This window comes from Peribacillus simplex, assembly GCF_900156045.1.
Taxonomy (GTDB): Bacteria; Bacillota; Bacilli; order Bacillales; family DSM-1321; genus Peribacillus; species Peribacillus simplex_D.
Genome location: NZ_FTMX01000014.1, coordinates 17,787 through 33,100 on the forward strand (window position 1 = coordinate 17,787; position 15,314 = coordinate 33,100).

General features: G+C 42.3%; 14 protein-coding genes. 13 read left to right on the top strand and 1 reads right to left on the bottom strand.

The features are described from left to right. Positions 1 to 204: 204 nt before the first annotated feature. From pcrB to BW986_RS27330, 13 genes are all read left to right on the top strand, one after another. Complete coding sequence (pcrB, locus tag BW986_RS27270; RefSeq protein WP_076372710.1) at positions 205 to 888, top strand: heptaprenylglyceryl phosphate synthase; 684 nt, start codon at positions 205 to 207, stop codon at positions 886 to 888. Between the two features lie 61 nt (positions 889 to 949). Then, entirely contained in the window at positions 950 to 3,196 is a 2,247-nt protein-coding gene (gene pcrA / locus BW986_RS27275; protein WP_076372712.1) for a DNA helicase PcrA, read from the top strand. Between the two features lie 103 nt (positions 3,197 to 3,299). Then, positions 3,300 to 5,306: an NAD-dependent DNA ligase LigA gene (gene ligA, locus BW986_RS27280; protein WP_076372714.1), complete on the top strand. Its 2,007-nt coding sequence runs from the start codon at positions 3,300 to 3,302 to the stop codon at positions 5,304 to 5,306. Positions 5,307 to 5,317: 11 nt separating this feature from the next. Continuing rightward, the gene (locus BW986_RS27285; RefSeq protein WP_076372716.1) at positions 5,318 to 6,487 is read left to right on the top strand and encodes a CamS family sex pheromone protein; all 1,170 of its coding nucleotides are present in this window, start codon (positions 5,318 to 5,320) and stop codon (positions 6,485 to 6,487) included. A 380-nt stretch (positions 6,488 to 6,867) separates the two neighbouring features. Beyond that, on the top strand, positions 6,868 to 7,158 hold the full coding sequence (gene gatC, locus BW986_RS27290; protein ID WP_076372748.1) for an Asp-tRNA(Asn)/Glu-tRNA(Gln) amidotransferase subunit GatC: 291 nt from the start codon (positions 6,868 to 6,870) through the stop codon (positions 7,156 to 7,158). 12 nt (positions 7,159 to 7,170) lie between these two features. Then, a complete protein-coding gene (gene gatA, locus BW986_RS27295; protein ID WP_076372750.1) occupies positions 7,171 to 8,631 on the top strand; it encodes an Asp-tRNA(Asn)/Glu-tRNA(Gln) amidotransferase subunit GatA in 1,461 nt (486 codons plus the stop codon). A 12-nt stretch (positions 8,632 to 8,643) separates the two neighbouring features. Further along, on the top strand, positions 8,644 to 10,071 hold the full coding sequence (gene gatB / locus BW986_RS27300) for an Asp-tRNA(Asn)/Glu-tRNA(Gln) amidotransferase subunit GatB (protein WP_076372752.1): 1,428 nt from the start codon (positions 8,644 to 8,646) through the stop codon (positions 10,069 to 10,071). A gap of 165 nt (positions 10,072 to 10,236) precedes the next feature. Then, entirely contained in the window at positions 10,237 to 10,779 is a 543-nt protein-coding gene (locus BW986_RS27305) for an RNA polymerase sigma factor (RefSeq protein WP_260321010.1), read from the top strand. Next, positions 10,776 to 11,243 carry a hypothetical protein gene (locus tag BW986_RS27310; protein WP_076372756.1) on the top strand — a complete coding sequence of 156 codons (468 nt, stop codon included), beginning with the start codon at positions 10,776 to 10,778 and terminating at the stop codon, positions 11,241 to 11,243. Before BW986_RS27305 ends, BW986_RS27310 begins: the two co-directional genes overlap by 4 nt. Further along, on the top strand, positions 11,236 to 12,306 hold the full coding sequence (locus BW986_RS27315) for a hypothetical protein (protein ID WP_076372758.1): 1,071 nt from the start codon (positions 11,236 to 11,238) through the stop codon (positions 12,304 to 12,306). Before BW986_RS27310 ends, BW986_RS27315 begins: the two co-directional genes overlap by 8 nt. Beyond that, a complete protein-coding gene (locus BW986_RS27320; RefSeq protein ID WP_076372760.1) occupies positions 12,303 to 13,229 on the top strand; it encodes a LiaF transmembrane domain-containing protein in 927 nt (308 codons plus the stop codon). The genes BW986_RS27315 and BW986_RS27320 overlap by 4 nt, the downstream gene beginning before the upstream one ends. A 174-nt stretch (positions 13,230 to 13,403) precedes the next feature. Continuing rightward, positions 13,404 to 14,318 (top strand): diacylglycerol kinase, encoded by a 915-nt coding sequence (locus BW986_RS27325; RefSeq protein WP_076372762.1) that lies wholly within the window; start codon positions 13,404 to 13,406, stop codon positions 14,316 to 14,318. Between the two features lie 62 nt (positions 14,319 to 14,380). After that, complete coding sequence (locus BW986_RS27330; RefSeq protein ID WP_076372764.1) at positions 14,381 to 14,956, top strand: GNAT family N-acetyltransferase; 576 nt, start codon at positions 14,381 to 14,383, stop codon at positions 14,954 to 14,956. Positions 14,957 to 15,000: 44 nt separating this feature from the next. On the opposite strand, the gene BW986_RS27335 is transcribed toward BW986_RS27330, so the two are convergent. Further along, positions 15,001 to 15,219 carry a hypothetical protein gene (locus BW986_RS27335; RefSeq protein WP_076372766.1) on the bottom strand — a complete coding sequence of 73 codons (219 nt, stop codon included), beginning with the start codon at positions 15,217 to 15,219 and terminating at the stop codon, positions 15,001 to 15,003. Positions 15,220 to 15,314: the final 95 nt, after the last annotated feature.

Below are 15,314 nucleotides of genomic sequence, written 5' to 3' on the forward strand. Positions count from 1 at the left end.
AAAAAGCCGGGGAATTCATTTCCCGGCTTTTTACTTTGAGTCCAGCACTCTCTTTGCCGGCTGTCTTTCAGCCGTATCCATGTTATATTGGATTCTAGATTCAGAGGTTCTATTTGGTAATAACATTTTATCGATACTTCTCTTTTTTAATGAAAAATCTTAATGCTATAATGGTGTAATGGGAAGTGTGAATGGAGGATTATAATGTACGATTTTCGCGAGTGGAAACATGTTTTCAAACTCGATCCAAATAAAGAAATAAGTGATGAAGCCCTTGAAAAAGTTTGTGAATCCGGTACCGATGCGATAATGGTCGGGGGAACGGATGGAATCACGCTTGAGAATGTGCTTCATTTAATGGCACGTGTCAGACGATATACCGTCCCATGTGTGATGGAAATTTCTTCTGTAGAAACGGTGACGCCAGGTTTTGATTTATATTTCATTCCGAGTGTCCTGAATAGCACCAACCCTGATTGGATGATGAAGCTGCATCAGCAAGCAGTCAAGGAATACGGATACCTTTTGAATTGGGATGAAATTTTCGTTGAAGGGTACTGTATCCTGAATCCTGAGTGCAAGGCGGCCCAATTGACGAAAGCCAATACCGAATTGGATATGGATGATGTGGGTGCATACGCGATGATGGCGGAAAAAATGTTCAACCTGCCGATTTTTTATTTGGAATACAGCGGTGATTACGGCGATGTCCAGATGGTGGAAGCGGCCAAAGAGAGTTTGGAGGATACCATACTATTCTATGGCGGTGGGATAAAATCGGTTGAACAAGCCAAAGAGATGTCTAAGATTGCGGATGTCATCGTTGTCGGCAATGTAATTTATGAAGATTTGAAAGTGGCACTTGCAACAGTTTCGGCAGTTAAATGAAAACATGTAATAAATATAGTATACTAAAACAGAAACGAATGTTCGTATAGGTGGTGTGATAATGCAATATTTAGCGGAAAAATTACTAATAGGTTTGAATGAACAGCAACAAAAAGCAGTGAAATCAACTGATGGCCCACTTTTAATCATGGCTGGGGCAGGAAGTGGAAAGACGCGTGTGCTGACTCACCGAATAGCTTACTTGATGGTCGAGAAGGAAATAGCGCCTTGGAACATCCTTGCAATCACGTTCACCAACAAGGCAGCACGTGAGATGAAGGAGAGGATCCGTGCCATACTAGGCGGTGCTTCCGAAGATATCTGGATTTCGACTTTCCACTCGATGTGTGTCCGCATTTTACGAAGAGATATCGACCGTATCGGATTTAATAGGAACTTCTCGATATTGGATACGACGGATCAGCAATCGGTCATAAAACAAATCATGAAAGATCGTAATATGGATACAAAGAAATATGATTACCGTGCCATTTTGGGTAGCATCAGTTCAGCGAAAAATGAATTGGTCGGGCCGGAAGAGTACCTGAAGACGGCGTCTGATTACTTCACTAAAGTAACTGCCGATGTATATACGGAATATCAAAAACGGCTGCGTAAAAATTCAGCGCTCGATTTCGATGATTTGATCATGATGACGATTCAATTGTTCCAGCTCGTACCTGAGGTGCTTGAATATTATCAGCGTAAATTTCAATACATTCATGTTGATGAGTACCAAGATACGAACAGGGCTCAATACATGCTTGTTAAACAATTGGCTTCACGCTTCCGTAATCTCTGTGTTGTCGGGGATTCCGATCAATCGATCTATCGCTGGCGCGGTGCGGATATTGCGAATATCCTTTCATTTGAAAAAGATTATTCGAATGCCAACATGATTTTCCTTGAACAGAATTACCGCTCGACGAAAAAGATTCTTGAAGCGGCGAATAAGGTCATCGATAACAATCAAAACCGGAAACCGAAAAATCTTTGGACCGAGAATGCAGATGGCAATAAGATATTCTATTACCGTGCGGACAATGAACAAGGGGAAGCGCAATTTGTAGCCGGAAAGATAAATGAGTTGGTTCAGGCCGGCAGCAGGAAATATTCAGATATAGCAATACTTTACAGGACAAATGCACAATCACGTGTCATGGAGGAAGTTTTGCTTAAATCCAATATAAATTATGCAATAGTCGGGGGCACCAAGTTCTATGACCGTAAAGAGATCAAGGATTTACTTGCCTATCTTCGCCTTATTGCGAATCCTGATGATGACATCAGTCTTCGCCGTGTAATCAATGTACCAAAACGCGGAATTGGTGCGACTTCAATGGACAAAGTGGCAGATTATGCAGATCAATATGATGTTTCCATCTATAAAGCACTCGAATCCGTTGAAATGGTAGGGATAAGCGGGAAGGCTACCAAAGCGGCAAGGGAATTCCATACGCTGATCACTAACTATACAAATCAGCAGGAGTACTTATCCGTGACGGAACTTGTGGAGGAAGTCATTCAGAAAACCGGTTACCGTGAGATGCTGCAGGCGGAAAAAACGATTGAATCACAAAGCCGGCTTGAAAATATAGATGAGTTTTTATCTGTTACGAAAGCATTTGAAGATAACAGCGAGGACAAATCATTGGTGGGCTTTTTGACTGACCTGGCGTTGGTTGCCGATATAGACCAACTTGATGAGAATTCCGAAGAAGCTACAAATACGGTAACGTTGATGACACTGCATTCAGCGAAGGGACTTGAATATCCGGTGGTCTTTCTATTGGGCCTTGAAGAAGGGGTTTTCCCTCACAGCCGCTCGCTTATGGATGAAGAGGAGATGGAAGAAGAACGCCGTCTGGCTTATGTGGGAATTACAAGGGCTGAAAATGAGCTATTCATAAGCAATGCTCAAATGCGGACATTGTATGGACGGACGAGCATGAATCCTGTATCACGTTTCATTAATGAAATACCAGAGGAACTACTTGAAGATTTAAAACCGAAACCGGCTCCTAGAGCAAGGCAAACACCTTTCAGTTCTTCAAGAACCGGATCTCCTTCAACAGCTTCAGCAAGAAAAGTGCCTGCCTTTGGAAGAGCTGTTTCTGCACCATCCGCAACGGGCGGTGAAGAAATCGGCTGGGCTGTCGGCGACCGTGCATCCCATAAAAAATGGGGTATAGGAACCGTGGTGAGCGTAAAAGGGGAAGGCGAAGGGAAGGAACTGGATATTGCCTTCCCAAGTCCAATTGGCATCAAACGCCTATTGGCGAAATTTGCACCAGTTGAAAAAGCATAAGCTATTAATATGCTTCTACTGGTGAAGAATAGGGATATCTGACTTTAGACACCGCTCTTCTAAAAGAAGTGCGGTGGAGTCTTCTTTAGAAAGGATTGAACGTATGGACTTACAAGCTGCAGAGAAGAAAGTTTTAGAACTGCAAACTTTATTGAACCAATACAGCTATGAATATTATGTAATGGACCAGCCATCAGTACCTGATGCTGAATATGATCGGCTACTCCGTGAACTTATTGAGTATGAGGAGAAGTTTCCGGAACTGCAAACGGCGGACTCACCGACACAACGGGTCGGTGGCGCCATTTTGGATATGTTTGAAAAAGTGGAGCATACCACACCGATGCTAAGTTTAGGCAATGCCTTCAATGAAAGTGACTTACGGGATTTTGACAGAAAGGTCAGACAATCTGTAGGTGACGATTTTTCCTATGTATGTGAATTGAAAATTGATGGACTTGCCGTCACTCTTCAGTACGAGAATGGATATTTCGTAAGAGGGGCAACTCGTGGAGATGGAACGATCGGTGAAGATATTACCGCTAATTTGAAAACGATCAAGTCGATTCCATTGAAGTTGCGGGAGCCGGTTGCCATAGAAGTGCGCGGTGAGGCTTTCATGCCAAAAAAATCATTCGAATCATTGAACAAGGCTAAAGAAGAACGCGGTGAGGAACCATTTGCAAACCCACGAAATGCAGCTGCCGGTTCGTTAAGGCAGCTTGACCCAAAACTTGCTGCAAAACGGAACTTGGATGTTTTCCTTTATGCAATTGCCGATTTTGGGGAAACAGGGGTCCGTTCCCACAGTGAGGGTCTGGATTTATTGGATCGACTCGGGTTTAAGACGAATCGGGAAAGAAAAACGTGCTCGAATATAGAGGAAGTAATGGCTTATATAGTAGAATGGACGGAACACCGTCCAAACTTAGCCTATGATATTGATGGAATTGTCGTTAAGGTGGATTCCCTTGAACAGCAGGATGAATTAGGTTTTACTGCAAAAAGTCCGCGATGGGCCATTGCTTATAAATTCCCGGCTGAAGAAGTCATTACAACCCTTAGGGATATCGAGCTGAATGTGGGCCGTACGGGTGTGTTGACTCCGACCGCCGTTTTGGATCCCGTTCGGGTAGCAGGTACGACAGTGCAGCGAGCTTCACTTCATAACGAAGACTTAATCCGTGAAAAGGACATCAGAATCGGAGATCAAGTGGTCGTGAAAAAAGCGGGTGATATCATTCCAGAGGTGGTCAATGTACTGGCAGAGCGCCGTACAGGGGAAGAAGTCGAGTTTAAGATGCCGACTGAGTGCCCGGAATGCAACAGTGAACTTGTCCGGCTGGAGGGGGAGGTTGCTTTACGCTGCATCAACCCCAAGTGTCCTGCACAAATAAGGGAAGGCTTGATTCACTTTGTTTCCCGTACAGCAATGAATATAGACAGTCTTGGTGAAAAAGTGATTAGCTTGTTGTTTAAAGAACAACTCATACAAGATGTGGCTGATATTTATAAGCTTACATACGATCAACTGATTGCTTTGGAAAGGATGGGGGATAAATCCGTCAATAAACTCCTTCAAGCAATCGAGGCTTCGAAAACAAATTCGTTGGAAAAATTACTATTCGGGCTGGGCATTCGCCATGTTGGTTCAAAAGCGGCCAAGACACTGGCACGGGAGTTCGGGACGATGGAAGCCTTAAGCAAGGCGAGCCGTGAAGACCTAACGGCAATTAATGAAATAGGTGATAAGATGGCCGATTCCATCGTAGCCTATTTTGAATTGGAAGAAGTCCATGCGTTACTGAATGAATTGGAAGCAGCCGGTGTAAACCTTACTTTTAAAGGGCCAAGAGCTGTTGCTATTGAAGAAATCGATTCCTTTTTTGCCGGTAAAACAGTCGTTTTAACGGGTAAATTGCATCAGTTAACGCGTAACGAAGCAAAAGAGAAATTAGAAACGCTAGGAGCTAACGTTGCTGGAAGTGTCAGCAAGAAAACCGATTTGGTCATAGCTGGCGAAGATGCCGGTTCCAAACTGGAAAAAGCGGAAAGCCTAGGCGTCATGGTATGGGATGAAGAGAGACTGATTGAGGAACTAAATAATTAAGAGGTGTAGCTATGAGGAAACACTCTATTTTGGGGATGATTCTTATACTGCTTCTTGCTGGATGTGCGCCTAGTTTTGAGGAAAAGCAAGAGGTAGTTCAAGACTCCAAAGACAAAAAAGAAACGGCAATTATTCCGAAGTATAAAATTTCGGAAGAATACTATCAAACAATCCTACCGTTTGAACCATCAAAAGCACGCGGTTTGGTCGTATCCAATCTAAATACGCGATATGACATTGAAGAATTCGAAAATGGATTGATGCGGTTGGCCCAAACCCAATTCGATCCGGAAGATTACCTGTTTCAAGAGGGGCAAACGCTGGATAGTTCCAAGATATCTTCCTGGCTGAACAGAAAATATACCGATAGTCAGTTGAAAGAAAAGAAGATAAAGGCCAAAGATAACGTTGGCTTGAATCCTGTTGATCCAGGTAAAGGAGACATTGATAAACGGAATGAAGAAAATCCGATCTATCTTGCTCATATTTTAGAACATAATTACTTGGTCAAAACAAAGGATAATTCGGTGAGCCTTGGCGGGGTTGTCATAGGTCTTGCGTTGAATTCAGTGCATTACTATCAAAAAGAGGCATTCGGTGCCACCTATGAAAATAAAATCGATAGTAATAAGCTGAAGCAAGAAGGGGAGAAAATTGCTGCAGTAGTCTTAAAAAGGCTGCGTAATATGGACAAGCTGAAAAATGTTCCGATTACGATTGCCTTATTCGAGCAAAATGAAAAATCCTCAGTAGTCCCTGGGAATTTCATTTCCTATACAAATATCGATAAAAACTCTGACAATATTGGAAAATGGACGGACTTGAACGAAGAGTATTTCCTATTTCCTTCTGCTAGTGCTGAAAAAAAATACCGGGATGACGTCAATACCTTCACGAACTTTAAAGAAGATGTCGAAGAATACTTCCCTAACTTTAACGGAGTCATCGGCAGGGCATTCTATATGGATGATCAATTGCAAAGTCTGAACATCGATATCCCCATTCAATTTTATGGGAACTCGGAAGCGATCGGCTTTACCCAATATGTTGCCGGGCTTGTAATGGAACGTTTCCCGAACTACATTGCCGTCCAGGTATCCATTACCTCTGTAAATGGACCTGAAGCGCTCATAGTCCGTGAAGCAAATCAAGACGAACCAACCGTGCATATATACGAATGAAAAAAGATGAAGCTTAACGGCTTCATCTTTTTTGCGTCCCGCTTAAAATTCGGATCTGTTTTTTGTGAATTTCAAAATAACCTCTAACCAGGAATAAAAAGATATAATAGGAAGTAAACCCTTCCATCTTAGGGAGCAAATGTACTATAAAGGGAACATTTGTCGAATTTTACAGGCCTAATTGTCATTTCCCCGGAAATTCCGGCAACTTTCCCATATTTCCCGGAAAATATCTCTTTTTCCTTATGAAATAATTGATTTTCGACATTGTATCTCTTGTTGCTTTACTGTGCAATAGTTTGATATGATTTAAACGATGATTATATGGAGAAAAGCGACGAAATTCAGTCGATTTGGATATTTTTTCGGAGGTGAAGAGAATGTCACGTATTTCTATGGAACAAGTTAAACACGTTGCCCATTTGGCTCGTTTGGCCATTACGGAAGAAGAAGCACAACAGTTTCAGCATCAGCTTGACCAAATGATTTCATTCGCGGAGCAGTTGAATGAGCTTGATACGGATCAAGTAAACCCGACTTCTCACGTTTTGGATATGAAGAATGTTATGCGCGAAGATGTCGCAAAACCGGGATTGCCAGTAGAAGAAGTAGTTAAAAATGCACCGGATAGCAAAGAAGGATATATCCGTGTACCATCTATAATTGAATAAGGAGGGACAATGATGTCGTTGTTCGAACAAAAAGTTTCTGAGCTTCATGAACGCTTACATAAGAAAGAGATAAGTGTCACTGATCTTGTTAACGAATCGTATAAGCGGATCGGACAGGTAGAGGACAAGGTGAAGGCATTTTTGACACTTGATGAAGAAAACGCCCGCAGTCAAGCAAAACGATTGGATGATCAATTGGTAAAAGGCGAGAACGAAGGCGCTTTATTTGGTATGCCAATCGGAGTGAAGGATAATATTGTCACTAAAAATTTGCGTACGACTTGTGCGAGCAAAATTTTGGAGAACTTTGATCCAATCTATGATGCAACCGTCGTTCAAAAACTACAAAAGGCAGAAACGGTTACGATCGGAAAATTGAATATGGATGAGTTTGCGATGGGTTCCTCTAATGAGAACTCCGCATTTCAAGCTACACGCAATCCATGGAACACGGAATATGTGCCAGGAGGTTCTTCGGGTGGATCAGCTGCATCTGTCGCTTCCGGTGAAGTCCTATTCTCTTTAGGTTCCGATACGGGTGGTTCGATCCGCCAACCAGCTGCATATTGTGGAGTTGTCGGCTTAAAACCTACATATGGACGGGTTTCCCGATTCGGACTTGTAGCTTTTGCGTCTTCATTGGACCAAATTGGACCGGTCACAAGAACGGTTGAAGATAACGCTTATTTGCTTGAAGCGATTTCAGGTGTAGATCCAATGGATTCGACCTCTGCTAATGTTGATGTGCCGAATTTTGTGAATTCATTAACAGGCGATGTTAGAGGATTGAAAATAGCCGTGCCTAAAGAATATCTTGGTGAAGGCGTTGGCGAAGAAGCACGTAATTCCGTACTTGAAGCGTTAAAAGTATTAGAGGGGCTTGGAGCTGAGTGGGAAGAGGTATCCTTGCCGCATTCCAAATATGCCTTAGCTGCCTATTATTTGCTTTCTTCATCTGAAGCTTCGGCTAACCTTTCACGTTTTGACGGAGTGCGTTACGGGCATCGTACCGATAATGCAGAAACTCTTATAGAAATGTATAAGCAAACCCGTGCAGAAGGATTCGGTGACGAAGTGAAGCGCCGTATCATGCTTGGAACGTTCTCCTTAAGTTCCGGTTATTATGATGCTTATTATAAAAAGGCTCAAAAAGTACGTACGTTAATCAAAAAGGACTTTGAAGATGTCTTTGAAAAATACGATGTCATCGTTGGGCCGACTACACCTACGCCTGCATTTAAAATTGGTGAGAAAGTCGACGATCCATTAACGATGTATGCAAATGATATCTTGACGATTCCAGTCAATCTTGCTGGTGTACCGGGTATATCCGTGCCGTGTGGATTCGCAGCGAATGGGCTTCCGCTTGGACTGCAAATGATTGGAAAGCATTTTGATGAAAGCACGATTTACCGCGCGGCTCACGCATTTGAGCAAGCAACAGATTTTCATAAACAATTTCCTAAGCTGTAAGGGGTGAAAAAAATGGACTTTGAAACGGTGATTGGTCTAGAAGTACACGTAGAATTAAAAACGGATTCTAAAATTTTCTCGGCGAGCCCAAACCATTTTGGTGCCGCTCCAAATAGTAACACGACTGTAATCGACCTAGGCTACCCAGGTGTATTGCCTGTCGTCAATAAAAAGGCTGTTGATTTTGCAATGAAGGCTGCAATTGCCCTGAATTGCGAAGTGGCGGAAATTACGAAATTCGACCGGAAAAACTATTTTTACCCGGACAATCCTAAAGCATACCAAATTTCACAGTTCGATCAGCCGATCGGTGAGCATGGCTGGATTGAGATCGAAGTGGGCGGCAAGAAAAAGAAAATTGGCATTACCCGCATTCATATGGAAGAGGATGCTGGAAAGCTGACACATAAAGGGAACTATTCACTTTGTGATTATAACCGCCAAGGTACGCCACTTGTTGAAATCGTATCTGAACCGGATATCACTTCCCCGGAAGAAGCTTATGCTTATCTGGAAAAGTTGAAATCGATCATTCAATACACAGGCGTTTCCGATTGTAAAATGGAAGAAGGCTCACTTCGCTGTGACGCTAACATTTCCTTGAAACCTGTCGGGCAAAAGGAATTCGGTACGAAAACCGAATTGAAAAACTTGAACTCATTCAACTTTGTCCGCAAAGGATTGGAACATGAAGAAATCCGACAAGCGGAAATCTTGAATGAAGGCGGCATAATCGAACAGGAAACTCGCCGGTTCGATGAAGCTACAGGCAGAACGGTACTAATGCGAATTAAGGAAGGCTCCGATGATTACCGTTACTTCCCGGAACCGGACTTATTGACAATCCATATCGATGAAGAATGGAAAGCACGTATTGCTGCCGAGATTCCGGAACTTCCGGATGCCCGGAAAAAACGTTATGTCGAAGAATTCGGCTTACCTGAATATGATGCAGCCGTTTTGACGGTAACGAAAGAAAGTGCTGATTTCTTTGAAGCGACAGTTGCTTCAGGCGCGGATGCGAAACTAGCATCAAACTGGATCATGGGTGAGGTTTCCGCTTTCTTGAATGCAGAAGGAAAAGAGCTGCATGATGTCAAATTGACTGCCGAATCGTTGGCTGGAATGATCAAGCTGATTGAAGATGGCACGATTTCTTCTAAAATCGCTAAAAAAGTTTTCAAAGAATTGATTGAAAATGGCGGAGATGCTGAAACGATCGTCAAGGAGAAGGGACTAGTCCAAATTTCCGATGAAGGCGCATTGCGTACAGCCGTTGAAGAAGCATTGAATAATAACCCGCAATCAATTGAAGATTTTAAGGCCGGTAAACAAAAAGCAATCGGCTTCCTTGTCGGGCAGATCATGAAAGCGACAAAAGGACAAGCCAATCCACAACTTGTAAATAAAATTTTGGTGGAAGAAATCAATAAACGTTAATATTGGCCGTATCACTTTTAAAGTGGTACGGTTTTCTCTTGATTAAGATAAGGGTTCATTGTGGAAAGCTTAAAATAATTTTTGATTTTTTTTGAGTTACCTGTAGGGGTAGCTCCTTTTTTGTCGTCTATTACATGAATGCTTAACAGGAAAGGAGGAAGAGAAGTGACGGATGAGTTAGTTGAGAAGGTTAGGGCTGGGAATGATCATGCATTCCGAATGTTGATCGAAACTTATAAACAGACGGTTTATAGAACCGTCTATTCCGTCTTGCGGAATCAAAAGGATGCAGAAGATGTTACCCAGGAAGTCTTTATCAAAATCTACACTTCCCTTCCTCAATATAAGAACCAAGGTTTCAAAACGTGGATTACCCGAATTGCGGTCAATCATGCAATCGATCTAAAGAGAAAGAGGGAACGCCAAAAGGAAGAATTGCAGGACGAACATTCATCGGAAGCTAATTTGGGCTTAACTGATGATGTCGAGGCAGTATTTTTTCGGAATGAAAGGCGAAAGCAAGTATTACGGAAGCTGAATGACCTTCCAGAGGGATATCGGGAAGTTGTATATGGCTATTACATAAAGGAAAAGACATTCAAGCAAATTGCAGAGGAACAGCAGATTCAAGTGAAATCCGTGGAGGTAAAACTATATCGGGCAAGAAATTGGATGAGAAAACATTGGAAAGAGGAGGATTTTTCATGAATCATGTGCCTGAAGCAGAATGGGTTGCATATTTAGCAGATAAAATACCAGAGGCTCTAAAAATTGAATATGAAAATCATCTATACTCCTGTGACAAGTGTTTGTCCGCCTATATGGAAGCGATGGAAAAAGAAGAATTCGGTCCGGACATTGAAGGATTTGATATTGCAGGTCCTGTCATGGACTCGATTAGCCGATTGAAAGAAGGCCCTGTTGAAGGGGAAAAGCAACTCCGAAAAGAGAAATCACTGCGGACGATAACAAGACATTACCTGATTGCGGCCGGGTTTACGATCTTATTAATGGCAGGGGGAGTATTTCAATCATTGACAGAATACGTGGATTCTGTGGAATCAATCAGTGAAAAGGAAACGCAGTCCTTAACCGATGGACTTATTGATAAAACATTTAATTGGATGGACACTATCGAAAAGAAAAATAAGGAGGGGTTTAGAAATGAATAAAAGGCCGGTATTAGCTTTCTTATTATCGTTTTTGCCAGGTTTCGGACATTTTTACCTAGGAAGGAAATATAAAGGGTTATTTTATTTTCTGGCCACGGCTGGATTGGGGCTTGGTGGTCTTTTTCTTTCGTTGATCAGTCAATCGGATGCGTTTCTGGCTTTTTCCATTATTGGAATGGTGTTTTATTTCATCAGTATATTTGATTTGGTGGTCACCTCACTGAGGAATCCTAAAAGGGAAGAGGATGTAGAGCGTATGACAGATCAGCCGGAAGCGGAAAGATTTTATGTAATCATCCTTTCATTCGTTCCTGGATTAGGGCATTTTCAGCTGGGCCTCATGAACCGTGGGCTTATTTTTCTTATCGGCTTTTTAGGCCTGGGCATCATGGTGATATTCATTAGTGTAATGACACAAATGGAAGGTCTGTTAATATTCATGGCACTATTGCCTGTTATATGGATTTACAGCTTTTTTGATTCTGTTCAACAGCTGAATAAAAAGCAAAGAGGTGAGGAGCTTATCGATCGGACCGTTTTGGAAGATTTCGAGGAGAGACGGGAATCCGGGAAGAAGAGTAAATCGGTCGCGACTTTATTTGCTATTTTCCCTGGTGCAGGTCACTTATATTTGGGGCTGCAAAAACGTGGGATACAATTGATGGCCGGCTTTTTATTCGCCATTTACATACTGGATTTACTCCGGTTAGGTTTCTTCTTTTTCCTTATTCCGATTATCTGGTTTTATAGTTTTTTTGATGGATTGCAAAAAGCCTCGAAAATGGAAGAGGGTCCATTAGAAGATACGCCCATCATTTCGGGAATGGTCAATCATCAAAAATGGGTAGGATTTGGGCTGGTGGGACTTGGAATTTATTTCTTGGCCAGTAATATAATTGTCCCGGCCATTGCTCCTCATTTAGATGAATGGATTGGAAGCAACTTGGAATACTGGTTTAGAGATTATTTTCAAAAAGGTCTTGTATGCATCCTTCTTATAGGCGGGGGAATTAAATTGCTGTCGGGAAGTAAAAAAGGAAGAGCCAAGGAGGAGACAAAATGAGAACATGGAGAGTCGGAACGATTTCGATGGGAATCTCCCTGGTTGGTTTGGGATTGGTTTTACTGGTTTCACAAATTGCAGATATGAACTTGACGACGATTCTGCTGTCATGGTGGCCGTTGCTGTTCATTATCTTGGGTGCAGAGATTCTCTTCTACATTTATTTTTCCAGAAAAGAAAGTTCTTTTGTAAAGTATGATATTCTTAGCATTCTTTTCGTGGGATTGCTTGGAACGACGGGAATAGTTTTAATTCTGCTAACATCAAGCGGATTGATGGATCAAGTTAGGGCTGCCGTGAATAGTGAAGTGAAAACGGTCAATTTGCCTGGTTTCAATCAAAAGGCAGGGAAAGACATACAGAGAGTTGTCCTGGACTCTGGCCCGTACCCATTAACAATTGAAAGTGGTAATGTCGGGGAAATTTCCGTTTTTGGAACATATGGTGAGCGGGTAATGGAAGATGCTGATTCGTCGTTGAAGAAGGCGGAGGATTATTTACTCGTTGAGAGAAATGGTGATACGCTTTATATAAGCTTCAAGGATTTGCCGATTCAAAATGGACTTTTTGACAATGGTACAATGAATCTTAAGGCAACTCTTATAATCCCTGCTGAGTTGGCAGTGGAGATAGACGGACAAAGTACCGATCTTGTCCTGAAGCCTAGGAAACTCTTGAATGACTGGAGTGTGAAGGACAGCGGAAATCTAAGTGTATTCCTTCAGGATAATAGTGATATCAAGATAGATGCTAGAGGGGTCGAGGAACTTGAAGGTCCTAAGAATGGCTGGAAGATGACTGAAGTGAAAGAAGAAACAAGTGAAGAGGGCATTGTAAAAAAGAATGGGATATTCAATATTGGTGAAGGGAAACATACTTTAACGGTTACAGATACATTTAACGTGAATGTTCAATATCCATGAAATCATTTACTAGAATAAAATTGTAAAAAGCATTATAATTTCCCTGATACGATTTCTAGTAAAATGCAAAAGATATGGACCGGAATACGGTCCTCTTTTTTCGAATATTGCTTTTCATGTAACGAAGGATTAAGATGTAAATTATGGAATCAATATGTATAAGGATGATGGGAAATGAAAAGAGCAAGGTTGATTTACAACCCGACTTCGGGCCGGGAAGCCATTAAGAAGAGCCTGCCAGGTGTGCTAGCAAAACTTGAAGAAGCTGGCTATGAAGCTTCTGCACATGCGACGACCGGTGCCGGGGATGCGACGAAAGCGGCTAAGATAGCGATTGAGCGCGGCTATGATATAGTTATTGCAGCAGGGGGCGACGGTACGATTTATGAGGTTGTTAATGGACTGGCCACTGCAGAGAAACGTCCGAAACTAGGAATCATTCCGACGGGAACGACCAATGATTTCGCGCGGGCGCTGCATTTACCGAAGACGATCGAAGGGGCAGCCGAAATTATTGCCGGTGGGCATACGATGCCTGTCGATATTGGGAAAATGAACGATAAGTATTTCATCAATATTGCCGGCGGAGGCAGATTGACCGAATTGACCTACGACGTGCCGATCAAACTGAAAACCATGCTTGGTCAGCTAGCGTACTATATTAAAGGAATTGAAATGCTTCCTTCAATTAAGCCGACGGAAGTTTCTATTGAATATGATGGAAAGCTTTTTGAAGGAGAGATCATGCTATTCTTGGTGGCTAACACGAATTCGGTCGGCGGCTTCGAGAAACTGGCTCCTGACGCCTCTTTAAATGATGGTATGTTCACGTTGCTTATTTTGAAAAAGGCAAACCTCGCTGATATTGTCCGTGTCGCGACATTGGCAATGCGCGGTGAGCATATCCATGATAAGAACGTCATTTATGAAAAAGCCAATCGAATTAAAGTACATGCCAAAAATGACATGATGCTTAATTTGGATGGGGAATTTGGCGGGATGGCCCCAGCTGAATTCGTAAATCAGTACCGCCATTTTGATGTATTCATCCCGCAAGGAATACTGCCGGACGATCCGGCAAATAAATAGGGTGAAAAGGCCACTGAATCTGGTGGCCTTTTCAGTTTAATGAAGCAAGGGGAATTGCAAACATGTATATCAGGAAAGCGACACCGGAAGATGCGGACAAGGCAGCCGTATTGACCCGGTTAGCGATTAAGGAAATTGCAGAGGTTTTGACAGGTGAAACGGAAGAAGAAAGAATACTTTCCGTTCTTGCCGATTTGTTCCGGAAAAGTGGGAATCGGATCAGCTATGAAAATACGCTTGTCAGTGAACATGATGGACAAGTATCTGGATTGATCATTGCTTACCATGGCAAGGATGCCGAAAGCTTGGATGAACCGATAGTGAAACAATTAAGGATGAAAATGAAAGACCCAAGCGTTACGCTCGATAAGGAAGCGGAAATGAGAGACTTTTATTTGGATACAGTCTCGGTTGACCCGAATTTTCAAGGAAAAGGAATTGGTAGTGCACTGATTCAGTATGTAGAGGAATACGCTAAACATAAGGGATATCCAAGAATTTCTTTAGTCGTTGAAAATGAAAATGAAGCGGCGAATCGTCTCTATAGCAGATTAGGATATATGGAAATGAAAACCATTTCGATTAGCGGCCATGAATTTCGCTATATGGTGAAGGAAATAGAAGAACCTCCTGTTTAACAGGGGGTCCTTTTTGGTCATTTGAAATTTGGCACTGTATGCGGTTACATTTGCTGCCCGTTCATGGCAGCCCAATCAGAGTAAACTCCAGTGCCATTACAGCCGGGACAGTCGTGTATATCGGAAAAATGATATTCCGTGGGTACGAAGGAGCTGTATCCACGTCCGTAACAATCCGGACAGAGGCCTTTTTCCTCCATACTCGCTCGATGTTTCTCTAACCTTGTAGCATTCCAGGCTGATATAGAGTTAAATAAACCCATTTCCTCACCTCATCTGTTTTTCCTTATTTTTCATTTTTTATTGAACTTTTATTCATGGAACTATGAAAAATCCGTAATTCCTTCCACTATATTTT

Excerpts from the sequence above, each read along its gene's own strand:
- pcrB (WP_076372710.1), top strand. The coding sequence starts at position 205 with ATGTACGATTTTCGCGAGTGGAAACATGTTTTCAAACTCGATCCAAAT.
- gatB (WP_076372752.1), top strand. The coding sequence starts at position 8,644 with ATGGACTTTGAAACGGTGATTGGTCTAGAAGTACACGTAGAATTAAAA.
- BW986_RS27285 (WP_076372716.1), top strand. The coding sequence starts at position 5,318 with ATGAGGAAACACTCTATTTTGGGGATGATTCTTATACTGCTTCTTGCT.
- BW986_RS27325 (WP_076372762.1), top strand. The coding sequence starts at position 13,404 with ATGAAAAGAGCAAGGTTGATTTACAACCCGACTTCGGGCCGGGAAGCC.
- BW986_RS27315 (WP_076372758.1), top strand. The coding sequence starts at position 11,236 with ATGAATAAAAGGCCGGTATTAGCTTTCTTATTATCGTTTTTGCCAGGT.
- BW986_RS27310 (WP_076372756.1), top strand. The coding sequence starts at position 10,776 with ATGAATCATGTGCCTGAAGCAGAATGGGTTGCATATTTAGCAGATAAA.
- gatA (WP_076372750.1), top strand. The coding sequence starts at position 7,171 with ATGTCGTTGTTCGAACAAAAAGTTTCTGAGCTTCATGAACGCTTACAT.
- pcrA (WP_076372712.1), top strand. The coding sequence starts at position 950 with ATGCAATATTTAGCGGAAAAATTACTAATAGGTTTGAATGAACAGCAA.
- BW986_RS27320 (WP_076372760.1), top strand. The coding sequence starts at position 12,303 with ATGAGAACATGGAGAGTCGGAACGATTTCGATGGGAATCTCCCTGGTT.
- BW986_RS27335 (WP_076372766.1), bottom strand. The coding sequence starts at position 15,219 with ATGGGTTTATTTAACTCTATATCAGCCTGGAATGCTACAAGGTTAGAG.
- BW986_RS27330 (WP_076372764.1), top strand. The coding sequence starts at position 14,381 with ATGTATATCAGGAAAGCGACACCGGAAGATGCGGACAAGGCAGCCGTA.
- gatC (WP_076372748.1), top strand. The coding sequence starts at position 6,868 with ATGTCACGTATTTCTATGGAACAAGTTAAACACGTTGCCCATTTGGCT.
- ligA (WP_076372714.1), top strand. The coding sequence starts at position 3,300 with ATGGACTTACAAGCTGCAGAGAAGAAAGTTTTAGAACTGCAAACTTTA.